The organism is Pseudomonas sp. NBRC 111119 (genome assembly GCF_001320125.1).
In the GTDB taxonomy this organism is placed as follows: domain Bacteria; phylum Pseudomonadota; class Gammaproteobacteria; order Pseudomonadales; family Pseudomonadaceae; genus Aquipseudomonas; species Aquipseudomonas parafulva.
This window is the reverse complement of the sequence record NZ_BCAV01000023.1, coordinates 129161-139895: the sequence shown is the minus strand read 5'-3', so window position 1 is coordinate 139895 and position 10735 is coordinate 129161. Positions and strand designations below refer to the sequence as shown.

The window sequence follows — 10735 nt, the reverse complement described above, 5'->3', positions numbered from 1 at the left end:
CGTATGATATCGCCCACAAAAAACCCGGGGCCAGCCCGGGTTCGTGGATGAACGGCAGTGCGCTCAAGGTTGCGACAAATCAAGCACCACACGCCCGCCACATGGGCATTGGTCCATGTACCGGTGCGCCTCCACCACCTGCTCGAAGGGGTACACCTTGATGATTTGCGGGGTCAGCAACTGGTCGGCGGTGAATTGGTTGATGTCGCGCAGTGCGCGGTGCAGCGCCACTTGGTCCTGGGCAATGCCAAGCTCGGGCTTGCCGGTAAAATTGCCGATGCAATGCACATGGAACTGAATGTTTTTCTGGAACGCTGCGCAAGCTGGGAACGGCGTCTGGTTACCGCCTTGCAGGCCATACAGCACAAGGCTGCCACGCGGGGCGAGCACGTCGCCCAGCAACGACATCTGTGGCCCGCCAAGGCCGTCGAGCACCATGTCCACGCCGCGCCCGTCGGTGTATTTGCCCACCTGCATCACCAGGTCCTGCTCTTCGGTGACGATCACCTTGTCCGCCCCCAGGCCCAGCAGGTATTCACGCTGCTCGGCATCCTTGGTAGCCGCGAACACCTTGAGCCCCAGCGCCTTGCCCAATTGAACGAAGGCCGGCCCTGCACAGTGGCTGGCATCAGTCACCAATGCCGTCTGCCCTGCCTTGGCGCGGGCCAGGTCGACATAGGCAAAATAGGCGATGAGCAACGGGGTATAGTGCACGCTCGCTTCGATGGGGCTGAGTACATCCGGGTAACGGGTGATCGCCGAGCGCGGCAGCACGATGACATCGCCGTATACCGGGTGGTCGTTGGCACTGGTGGCCGGGAAGCTGGCCACCCGATCGCCCACAGCGATATCGTCAATGCCCTCCCCGACCGCCGTCACCACCCCGGCCATCTCATGACCGATGCCGGCAGGCAGCCGTGCACGCGACGATGCCAGGTTCTGGCGCCAGAGCACGTCATACCAGCTGATACCTACCGCATCAACGCGGACCTGCACCTCACCGGCGGCGGGCGTCGGCTCGGCCTGCTCCTCGCACCGGAGCACGTCGGCAGCGCCGAACTTGTGGAAACGGATCATGCGGGACATCGCATACCTCGCCTGTGTGAAACGCTAATTACCATTGACTCTATCCGGGCTTTAGCGGTTAGGCCATCAGTGGTCATTAATAGTCGACATGCTTGTCATCGATTGGGCACCTGACTTCCCCTGGCATTGGCCACCTAAACGGGTGCAGGTTACCAGCCTTTGGCCTTAAGATTCACCCCTGCCCCCATTCAGGCGAAGCGCACCGATGAATCGAAACGACCTCCGTCGCGTAGACCTCAACCTGTTGATCGTGTTCGAAACGCTGATGCACGAACGTAGCGTCACCCGTGCTGCCGAAAAGCTGTTCCTCGGCCAGCCGGCCATCAGCGCGGCGCTCGCACGCCTGCGCAACCTGTTCGATGACCCGCTGTTCGTGCGCACGGGCCGCAGCATGGAGCCCTCCGCCCGCGCCAACGAAATCTTCGCCCTGCTGTCCCCCGCGCTGGATTCCATCTCCACCGCCGTCAGCCGCGCCGCCGAGTTCGACCCCGCCACCAGCAACGCGGTATTCCGCATCGGCCTGTCGGACGACGCCGAGTTCGGCCTGCTGCCGCCGTTGTTGAAACGCGTCCGTGCCGAGGCACCGGGGATTGTGCTGGTAGTGCGGCGGGTCAACTACCTGCTCATGCCCACCCTGCTGGCCTCTGGCGAGATCTCGGTAGGCGTGAGTTACACCAGCGAACTGCCTGCCAACGCCAAACGCAAGGTATTGCGCCGCAGCAGGCCAAAACTGCTGAGGGCCGACAGCGTGCCAGGCAGCATCACGCTGGACGACTTCTGCGCCCGCCCCCATGCGCTGGTATCGTTTGCAGGTGACCTGTCGGGGTTTATCGATGAAGCCCTGCAGGAGCTTGGGCGCAAGCGCCACGTGGTGCTGGCGGTGCCGCAGTTCAACGGCCTGGGCAGTTTGCTAGCAGGTACCGACATCGTTGCCACGGTGCCGGACTATACGGCAGACGCCCTGACGGCCGCCGGCGGGCTGCGCGCCGAGGACCTGCCGTTGGAGGTGCGGAGTTTTGAACTGCACATGGCGTGGCGGGGGGCGCAGGATAATGACCCGGCGGAACGGTGGTTGCGGTCGCGGATACAGATGTTTTTTGGCGACCCTGAGAGTCTTTGAATTGCACGTTGTAGTGGATCAACTGATGCCGGACGCGATGTCAAGTTTTGTGTCGGACTCGGTTGGCGGCAACTGCCGTTGAACTGATTTAGCCTGATCCAACTGTAGTGATGCATTAGATAATAGATGACGTTGCTACGACCGATTAAATCCGCCGAGCAGAACGACGAATGGTGCCTGTGCCGGTACTTCATGCACGGGAGGCCTTCGAGGCGGTCTGCGATAATCCGCAGGCCAAGCTGTCGACCGTGTTCAACTACACAGCAAACTCAGTGGTCAAGGCCATGATGATTTACACCACGTCTTGGGACACGATCCAACGGCTAGCTTCATGCTGCAGCGCAATGCATACCGCCACGTTGAGTGTCACGAACTCGTCCCAGCTGTAATGCTGGGCAAAACGCTGCGCGTACAGACGATCCACTCGGCAGATGTCAGGGCGCTCTTCATAAATGCCGCACCCCTTCTGCACCGCATCGTAATGCTTGCACGTGCCATCGCCACGATCCAGGTCGCGGGTTTCGGCAGACTGGTCAACACGCTGGCAGCACAAGCCGCATTGGTTGCAGGGGAACAGGGAACGCTGTGAAACCATCGTGGACATGCAGACCTTTCAGCACCTTGAAGCGACTGGGTTGGCAAAGAAATTGCCCGCGCCAGGCGTGGGCATGGCTGCTTGAGGCATGGCTCTGCGCCTGAACGCAATCAGGCTTCAGGTGCATCCAGGCCGGCTTTCTTGCCGTTGGCGACTAGGGTGACGTCCTTGATGCGTTTTTCGCTGGCCAGCACCAGATTGCCGTCGGTATCCAGGATCGGGGTGTCGATCATGGCCTTGAGCAGTTGCGCGAACTTGACCGAACCGAACACCGCGCTCTTGCTTTGGTCAGAGTAGGCACGGAAGTCGACACCCTGCTGCTCGATCACGGTTTTCAGCTCGCTCACTGCGCGGCGCAGTTGCGAACTGACGTTGGAGAAGGTGTTGTTGGCCAGTGTGGTGACTTGGGCGATGGCGCTCAGCTTGTCGGTCAGCAGCGTAGCTTCGTCGCGGATGGTGCGCGCCTGCTCCATGTTGCTGCGCGCCTTGTTGAGCGCCTCTTCGCCCTTGTTGCCCAACACGTGGCCGAAGATGGCCAGCGCAGGGCCGGCAACGATGCCACCGAGCACCATCATGCCACCTGCCATGCCGTAGCCGCCGGCAGCCAGCGAACCGCCGCCCAGCCAGGCCAGCGTGGCGTTGGTCGCGGCCACGCCACCCAGCGAAGAAATCGCCGTGCCGGTGCTGGCGGTGGCCAGTAGCATGGTGCCGTTGTAGGCACCGAAGGCCAGCGCCGCGCCACCGCTCAGGCCAGCGCCCAGGCCCAGGCCGGCGTCCTGCAGCGCTTTGTAGTCCTTACGCAGGCCGGTCAGGGTCTTGCTGGAGAAGTCGCCCGCATTGAGCTTGTCCAGCTCAGGGCTTTGCAACAATTCGACGTTCTTGATGCGCTCGAAGGTGGTGATGAAATCGGCGACCACACCATTGAATGCGCGCAGCTTGCGCTGGCCGTAGTCTTCCAGGGTGCTGTTGGTGGTCTTGCGCTGCTCTTCGATTTGCTCATTGGCCTTGTTGACAAGGGTGCGGGCGTCTTCGTTGAGGTCGCTGGCATTACTGTGGTCGATGGCGCCGCTGACGCCTTTGACTGCACCGTAGATGCCGGCAATGGCGGCGGCACCGATAAGCAGGGGAAGTGGCATGATGTGGTCCTTACTCAAGTACGATGGAGAGGGTTTTGTTGACTTCCTTGTTCAGCACTTCCGCGCGTTCCAGGAGGTCGTCGAAGATGTAGTCTTCAAGCTTGTGGTGCTGTTGAAACTCTTTGAGCAGCGCCCATTCGATGCTGGAAATATTGCCGTCGCGCAGGGCCACCAGCAGCAATTCGAACAGCATCACTTTCGGCACGGAGGGTTGATCGGCATTCTTGTCCTTGAGCAATTCCTTGAGTACGGTCTTGGCCGCCTGAGCACGGGATTCCGGGCGCTCTGCCTGGGTGATCGGGAACTTCTTGGTCACCTCGACAAGGCGTGTGCCGATGTCACTGGTGGCCAGGAACATGCGCAGGGCCGGTGATACCGAAGACGAAATGCCGGCAGCCTGTTCCAGATCTGCGATCAGCTCGCGCTCGTGCTCGCCCTCCTCGATCGTCAGCTCTTTGAGATCGGTGTCGGACGTGAGCTCAGCGGAGGTCTTGCCATCCCACAGCAGCGGTTTGTCGGAAAGCGCCAGCAGCTTTGCCAGGTCGACCAGGTGTTTTTTGTCCGGCATGGACAGGAGTTTGATCAGCATGAACGGGGTATCCTTGTTCCTTGGGGGGAATTCTTCAGGTAAGCAATCGGCTTACAGGACCAGCGGGCTGTCGCTGTCCATGAAGTTGTCGAACTCGTCCTGGGTCTGGAACTGCAGCTTCTTGCCCAGCAACGTGGCGTACGTGTTGATTGCCGCGACAACGTCGTCGGCACTGACGCTGCCGATGGCGTTGATCATGGAGAACAGCTGTTGTGTTTCCTTCTGCAGTTGTGGGATTTCGCGGTGGGTGAAGTCATCCAGAGCCGCCTGCTCTGCAGCAATGCGCTCGCGGGCAGCGCTCTGGATCGCACGGGTGCGCTCCAACTGGGCCCGGGAAAGCTCTGCACCGCGGGCAGCGTCCAGGGCAGCCTGGTAGAACAGCGAAGACAGGCTGTAGCCGATCATGCCGCCCACGGCCGCGCCGACAAAGGGGATGGGAATGGCGACCTGGCCGACGGCCGCCATCATGCTGCTGGCAAGCATGCCCGAGCCTTTTTCGCCGACTTCGGCAAGCAACTGCGCTTCGCTGATTTCGCCCGTGACATAGCGTTTGATCGAGCTGCCCAGCGACAGGCAGACGTTCACCGCCATGGCCGGTACGTTGGTGTTGGCCAGGTTGCGCAGGGTCACGTTGCTCGACTGCTGCATGCCGCCTTTGAGCGCCGAGCCAAAAAACGCAGTGCCGTAGCCTAGCGCGCCCGCCTTGGCGGTGTCGGTGGCCAGTGCCAACGCGGCATCGGCGACGTCCTGCTTGCCCTGGGCCACTGCGAACACATTCTGCAGAGCAGAAATACTGGCGCCGACCATCGCACCGTACTTGGCACCCTCCACGCCCGCGCGGTGGCTGGTGAGGGCAATATCCATGGCCGTGGCCAGCTCGGGGTACTCACGGTAGAAAATAGCGTCCTCGGTGGTCAGCCCGCTGTCCTTAACGTTGTCGGCCAACTGCTCATAGTTGTCGGCGTCACGGCGCAGCTTGGCAGCGACCTCGGGCTTGCCTGCCGCGTCGACCTTGGCAGCCTGCTCGCGCAGGACCAGCGCCTTTTCACGGCAATGGGCCTCTGCGCCTTCGAACTGCTCAGACGGCAGTTCGAGCTTGACCCCACGGTAGCGGGAGAACTTGCCGTTCTCGCTGGCGATGTCGTCGAGCAACTGGTCACGGTTGCCCACGAACTTCATCTGTGACTGCGTACCTTCGATGATCTGCCCATCGAGGATCTGCACACGGTCCACCACGTTGTGGTTCCTGCCGTACTGAGTCAAGTCGTCACTGCGCGAGGTACGCACTTTCGAGCCGCTGATGATGGCCTCGGCGTTGTCACGGCTGGTGGTGGCCACTTCCGCCGAGTAGCCGGCCTGTTGCTTGATATTCTGCTTGGCGTACAGCGGGTCGTCGTTGACTTTGTGCCCGGCGATATCGGCCAGGCCCTTGGCGAAGCGCTGCCCGGTTTCATTATCGACGCCGGTGAAGCCTTTGATGTACTCGGCGTTGGCACTACCGAAGCGGCTGACGGTTTCGCTGGTGGAAAGCGCCGTCACGCTGTGGATGATGTCGCGCTGGATCTCGTCAAGGTTGTTCGATTCATGTGCAGTGGACGGCTTGGACAAATCAGGCTTCATAGTTGGTTTTCCTGGCAGCCGAGGGTGTGGTTGGCAATGGAAGAAGGTTCAGCCAGCGGCTGCGCATACAGGGCCTGCGCTTCCGCAAGCCGGGCTCGGATGGCTTGGGCCCAGCTGTGCGGCGCCTGCAGGCGAACGTTTTCGCCCAGCCCGAACAACCACCACAGCGTCTCCAGGTCGTCAGGCACGGTGGCGCGCAAGCGCTGCCACTCGGTGCCCTGCAGCGGTTCCAGGCACTGATCAGGAGCCAGCGGCGTTTCGCTCAACAGCCAAGCAATCTGCGGGGACACGTCGGCGATCAATTCGACGCGCGCGACCGGCCCTAGACTATTGAACCCGCCACCCTGGACGTAATCGTCAATATCGAAGCCATGTGCCGATTGCGCCGCAGCGTCCAGGCACGTGACGTGCCGGATGCGATGCAACGCGAACTGGCGTGCGTCGCTGTAACCGTCGACCATGGCAATCAGATAGCTGATGGAGTGACGCGCGACGATACCCACCGGGTGCAGGCGCAGCGTCTTGAGCTGGCCTTTGCTGCGGCTCAGGTACTGCACGTGCAGCTGGCGCCTGTCGAGCAGCGCGTCGGCGACGTGCGACCAGATGGCGGGGTCCACTTCGGCAGGCTGCAGCGCCTTGCCGTTGGGCATCGCGCGCACGCAGTCGGTCCACTGCGCCAGGTGGTTATGCTGCAGCGCCTTGAGCTGGCGGTGTGCTAGGTCGAAGTGCGGCATCAGAAGCTTCATCACACTGGGCGGCATCAGTTTGCCCAGGTGGCTCTGGGCCAGGACGAACGCCAGCGCTGTGGGCGTGTCCAGTGCCGGGTAGTCGAAATACGGGGTGTTACTGGGGAAGCTCCATCGGTAGGGCTTGCGGCTTTCATCGCAGAGCAATGGGAAGTCCAGCGCCAAACGTCCTGCCAGGTCGCGTTGCAGCGTGCGGGGATCGAAGTCGAAACGTTCACGCTTGAGGCGCTCGAACAATTCGCTCGTTGTGATGCTTTTCGGCTCGCGGGGGATGAGCCGCAACAAGGCCAGATGCCTGAATAGCCTGTCTTTGGGATCTGACATGCAACCGTGCTCGATCAACCTTGATAATAGTTCGCTGGTGTCATATACCCGGCGAATGGTCCTTTGATGGCTTTTTAGCACTATCCGGAATTTACCGCTAGTAGCAGAAAGCCATACATACAAACGTCCGGCGCCGGGTTACGCAGTACTGCGCTCACGCTCGCGTTCCAGCTCGCGCTTGAGGTCGTCGACTGTCTGGCTTTTTTTCATCAACAACACGCCAACAACCAGGCCGATGGCGAAGCAGGTCAGTTCCTTCATGTGGGTTCCTTGAGCTGGATGGGACGGAGGCCATCCTGAATCAAGGCTGCGACATTCTGTGTCGCTGCGTGCATGGTTTTTTACCGCAGAGCCAGTTCAGCGCCGCGTACCGGTGAGCAATGTCATATTGGCATCACTTTGGAGCCAGGTCGAATTGCTGAAATTCCGATCAATCGAAGCCGCCCTGCGGCTGCTTCATCGATCGCGTCCCTGGAAGTGGTGTAACTCATCTTGCGGTGCTATTGAGCGTCCTCCCCGCCTATGCTTGTCCAGCTGAAAACCAAGATTAACCGAGTAAGGATTATTCCTTACCATCTAATCAATCCATCCGGGAGAACACTCATGCCTGCCATCCACGAAATCGCCACGTTGACCTCAAAGGGGCAGATCACACTGCCCAAATCCGTTCGCCAGTTACTGGGCATTGACACAGGTGGCAAAATTGCATTCGACGTACGAGGCGGTGAAATCGTGGTCAGCCGCGTAGAAACCACCCACGAAGACCCTGCCATCGGTGCATTCCTGGGTTTGCTGGAGGCTGATATCCGAGGCGGCCGCAACCTCACCACTCTGCCAGAAGACTTGGCGCAAACCATGCTCGCCAACGCAAAGCACTCCGTAAACCTGGACGAAGATATCGATGGTGAGGTCGCAATCTGATGCTGCGACATGGCTGGACACTGTTGTTCCATGAAGGTGTGACGTTATAGCTACGCAAATTGCATGAAGCCGCCGCCCTAGCCGAGCAGAATGATCCGCAAGGTTTTGAGAGCAACGCCAACGTCAAGCTGTTTCGGGCATTGAGCCATCTGATCATGGAGGCTGTACCTGCCGACCCAGGCCGTGATGAGTTCCGCCAAGGCAACACGCTGGGCACCGCCTACAGACATTGGCGCCGCGCAAAAATAGGCAGGCGCTTTCGGCTGTTCTTTCGCTATGACTCAAGGTCCAAGGTCATCGTCTATGCATGGGTCAACGACGAAAATACCCTGCGGTCCGCAGGCAGCAAACCCGATCCCTACGCCGTATTCGAGAAGATGCTGGGCCGCGGCAACCCTCCTGATGACTGGGATGCGCTGACTGCTGCGACGCGACGCGACTGGGACGAGCCCAAAGCATAAGTTGCGCGACTGTGGGAGAGATGAATTTTCTCAATCATGCGGTCGCCGATGTACTTACCGGTGTTCTGATCACAGCTGTTCCGTTAGCTGCTATTTCTGTATTCGATCAGAACAAAGGCGAGTTCCTATTCCGCCGCATCGACACCAAGGCACTAGACGTCCCTGATGTAACCGCAGAGCCAAGGCCGACATCGGCATACGCAGTACCTGGGCACGCGGGCGCTCGCATTCGACCGCCGGCGAGCCGCGCCTGACTACCCGACACATGTCGAAACCGCACCGGCCACTTTGCGTTAGCGGGGCCGAACAAGAACTGGGCTGCGCACAACCAGCTTTGGTTTCCAGGTCACCGAGGGAGAACATCTGGGCGTTCCACTTCCCTACCCCAGTTTGGGCGTACACTCTCTTCTCGCACCAATGACATACACTGAAAACCGACAACCGCTACCGGGGTCCGTGTCCAGTCTTTGAGTGCTATGCGCATGCCCCACGGTGAAGGTCTGCCATCTGCAGGCCTTGCTGTCGCAGAAAAAAGAAGGCCCCGATACACGGATGCACCGAGGGCTTCGTTTGTACTACAACCTGAAACGGCTTCCGCCAGCGATCAAGGTCTGTGGTCAGCTTGATCGCCGACTCGTTACTCAATGGTTGTACGCCCGCTCATTATGCTCACCGAGGTCGAGCCCCATTTCCTCAACGGCGTCATGTGCCCGCAACCCAACGACGGCCTTCAATACCCTAAGAATTATCCAGCTCGCAATGAAGCAGTAGGCCGTTGTGAATGCCACCCCTTTGACCTGCGCAATTACCTGGTCAGCCATGGCGACATTCTCGACCAATCCACCCAACGACGGCACACAGAAAACACCCGTCAACACGGCGCCAATCATTCCACCGATGCCGTGCAAGCCGAATACGTCCAGGCTGTCGTCGTAGCCCAAGCGCGTCTTGAGCACTGTCACACTGAGGTAGCAGAACACGCCGCAGAGCAGACCGATTGCCAGCGCGCCACCGACACCCACGTAGGCACAAGCCGGCGTAATACCCACCAAGCCTGCCAGGGCACCACTGGCCAAGCCCAAAGCACTCGGCTTACCCACCCTGAGCCACTCGGTGAACATCCAGCCGAGAATACCGGCACATGCACCAAGCTGAGTGTTGAGCATCACGATGCCTGAGAGCCCATTGAGGCCACCGCCGGAACCGACGTTGAATCCGAACCAGCCAACCCAGAGCATCGCCGCGCCTACCATGGTGAGGCTCAGGTTATGCGCTGGCATAGGGGTGTTCTCGTAACCTTTGCGCTTGCCAAGTAGCAAACAGGCGGCGTTGATGTGAACCGCCGTACCGCCTGCGAAATCCAGCACGCCCCAATTGTGCATCAATGCCCCCGCCCCACCCCATACCATGTGAGCAACCGGCGCGTAGACAAGGGTGAACCAGATTGCCATGAACCACAGCGCGGACGAGAATTTCATACGCTCGGCAAAAGCGCCGGCAATGAGCGCAGGAGTGATGATGGCAAAGGTCATCTGGAAGGTGACAAATACCCCTTCCGGAATCTCGCCCACCAGACTTTCGGATGTCATCCCTGCCAAAAAGGCGCGGCTAAGGCCGCCGACAAAACTATTGAAACTGACCTCACCTTCAACCATGTTGGTGGTGTCAACCACCAGGCTGTAGCCATAGATCACCCACAACACCCCTACCAATCCGGCGATACCGAAACATTGAGTGAACAGCGACAGCATGTTCTTGGCCCGTACGAGACCGCCGTAAAACAGTGCAAGGCCTGGCAGACACATGAACAGCACCAGAACGGCTGCCGTTACCATCCAGGCGGTGCTGCCGGTGTTCAATGTAGGCGCATCAGCCGCCTGTGCCAGCGGTATGAATGCACTGAGCGCGAGCAGTGCGGCAAGCGATATTCCGAAGAGACGGTTAACCATTGTGAAAGCTCCTGCAATAAATGGAAAAATGTCTGGCAGAAAGCGAGGTTATGAAGCGCTGGGCCGTTGAGGCCTCTTGGAAGGGTCTAGTCAAGCGTGGTCTGGAAAGAAAGCGCTTGCCCGTGACGGCGTCGCGTCAGACAACAATCCAGTTGCAGACAGATCACCGGCACGGGCATACGCGCTCC

Annotated in this window: 11 protein-coding genes; 3 read left to right on the top strand and 8 right to left on the bottom strand. The window is 59.9% G+C overall.

Translation table 11 applies throughout. From position 1 onward, the window contains the following. Positions 1-63: 63 nt before the first annotated feature. Positions 64-1086, bottom strand: a complete 1023-nt coding sequence (locus APH25_RS10800; protein WP_060481906.1) for a zinc-dependent alcohol dehydrogenase family protein — start codon at positions 1084-1086, stop codon at positions 64-66. Between the two features lie 205 nt (positions 1087-1291). Here APH25_RS10800 and APH25_RS10795 point away from each other — a divergent pair, with 205 nt between their 5' ends. Beyond that, a complete protein-coding gene (locus APH25_RS10795; protein ID WP_060481905.1) occupies positions 1292-2206 on the top strand; it encodes a LysR family transcriptional regulator in 915 nt (304 codons plus the stop codon). A 292-nt stretch (positions 2207-2498) separates the two neighbouring features. On the opposite strand, the gene APH25_RS10790 is transcribed toward APH25_RS10795, so the two are convergent. The 6 genes from APH25_RS10790 to APH25_RS25905 all read right to left on the bottom strand — a co-directional run bounded on the left by APH25_RS10790 (position 2499) and on the right by APH25_RS25905 (position 7477). Next, on the bottom strand, positions 2499-2810 hold the full coding sequence (locus APH25_RS10790) for a YkgJ family cysteine cluster protein (protein ID WP_256217512.1): 312 nt from the start codon (positions 2808-2810) through the stop codon (positions 2499-2501). 101 nt (positions 2811-2911) lie between these two features. Continuing rightward, positions 2912-3937 (bottom strand): hypothetical protein, encoded by a 1026-nt coding sequence (locus tag APH25_RS10785; protein ID WP_060481903.1) that lies wholly within the window; start codon positions 3935-3937, stop codon positions 2912-2914. Positions 3938-3947: 10 nt separating this feature from the next. Continuing rightward, on the bottom strand, positions 3948-4526 hold the full coding sequence (locus APH25_RS10780; RefSeq protein ID WP_060481902.1) for a hypothetical protein: 579 nt from the start codon (positions 4524-4526) through the stop codon (positions 3948-3950). Between the two features lie 51 nt (positions 4527-4577). Next, positions 4578-6146, bottom strand: a complete 1569-nt coding sequence (locus APH25_RS10775; RefSeq protein ID WP_060481901.1) for a hypothetical protein — start codon at positions 6144-6146, stop codon at positions 4578-4580. Further along, positions 6143-7216: a YafY family protein gene (locus tag APH25_RS10770; RefSeq protein ID WP_060481900.1), complete on the bottom strand. Its 1074-nt coding sequence runs from the start codon at positions 7214-7216 to the stop codon at positions 6143-6145. The genes APH25_RS10775 and APH25_RS10770 overlap by 4 nt, the downstream gene beginning before the upstream one ends. Positions 7217-7354: 138 nt before the next feature. Beyond that, a complete protein-coding gene (locus APH25_RS25905) occupies positions 7355-7477 on the bottom strand; it encodes a hypothetical protein (protein ID WP_256217511.1) in 123 nt (40 codons plus the stop codon). A gap of 342 nt (positions 7478-7819) precedes the next feature. Here APH25_RS25905 and APH25_RS10765 point away from each other — a divergent pair, with 342 nt between their 5' ends. Continuing rightward, positions 7820-8137, top strand: a complete 318-nt coding sequence (locus APH25_RS10765) for a type II toxin-antitoxin system PrlF family antitoxin (protein WP_009406937.1) — start codon at positions 7820-7822, stop codon at positions 8135-8137. A gap of 59 nt (positions 8138-8196) precedes the next feature. After that, positions 8197-8598 (top strand): type II toxin-antitoxin system YhaV family toxin, encoded by a 402-nt coding sequence (locus tag APH25_RS10760; RefSeq protein WP_256217510.1) that lies wholly within the window; start codon positions 8197-8199, stop codon positions 8596-8598. A 641-nt stretch (positions 8599-9239) separates the two neighbouring features. Here APH25_RS10760 and APH25_RS10755 read toward each other — a convergent pair. Continuing rightward, positions 9240-10547 carry an ammonium transporter gene (locus APH25_RS10755; protein WP_060481899.1) on the bottom strand — a complete coding sequence of 436 codons (1308 nt, stop codon included), beginning with the start codon at positions 10545-10547 and terminating at the stop codon, positions 9240-9242. Between the last annotated feature and the right edge of the window lie 188 nt (positions 10548-10735).

Bases quoted from the DNA above. Each gene is read 5' to 3' on its own strand.
- APH25_RS10780 (WP_060481902.1), bottom strand. From the start codon at position 4,526: ATGCTGATCAAACTCCTGTCCATGCCGGACAAAAAACACCTGGTCGAC.
- APH25_RS10755 (WP_060481899.1), bottom strand. From the start codon at position 10,547: ATGGTTAACCGTCTCTTCGGAATATCGCTTGCCGCACTGCTCGCGCTC.
- APH25_RS10800 (WP_060481906.1), bottom strand. From the start codon at position 1,086: ATGTCCCGCATGATCCGTTTCCACAAGTTCGGCGCTGCCGACGTGCTC.
- APH25_RS10775 (WP_060481901.1), bottom strand. From the start codon at position 6,146: ATGAAGCCTGATTTGTCCAAGCCGTCCACTGCACATGAATCGAACAAC.
- APH25_RS10795 (WP_060481905.1), top strand. From the start codon at position 1,292: ATGAATCGAAACGACCTCCGTCGCGTAGACCTCAACCTGTTGATCGTG.
- APH25_RS10790 (WP_256217512.1), bottom strand. From the start codon at position 2,810: ATGTCCACGATGGTTTCACAGCGTTCCCTGTTCCCCTGCAACCAATGC.
- APH25_RS10765 (WP_009406937.1), top strand. From the start codon at position 7,820: ATGCCTGCCATCCACGAAATCGCCACGTTGACCTCAAAGGGGCAGATC.
- APH25_RS25905 (WP_256217511.1), bottom strand. From the start codon at position 7,477: ATGAAGGAACTGACCTGCTTCGCCATCGGCCTGGTTGTTGGCGTGTTG.
- APH25_RS10785 (WP_060481903.1), bottom strand. From the start codon at position 3,937: ATGCCACTTCCCCTGCTTATCGGTGCCGCCGCCATTGCCGGCATCTAC.
- APH25_RS10770 (WP_060481900.1), bottom strand. From the start codon at position 7,216: ATGTCAGATCCCAAAGACAGGCTATTCAGGCATCTGGCCTTGTTGCGG.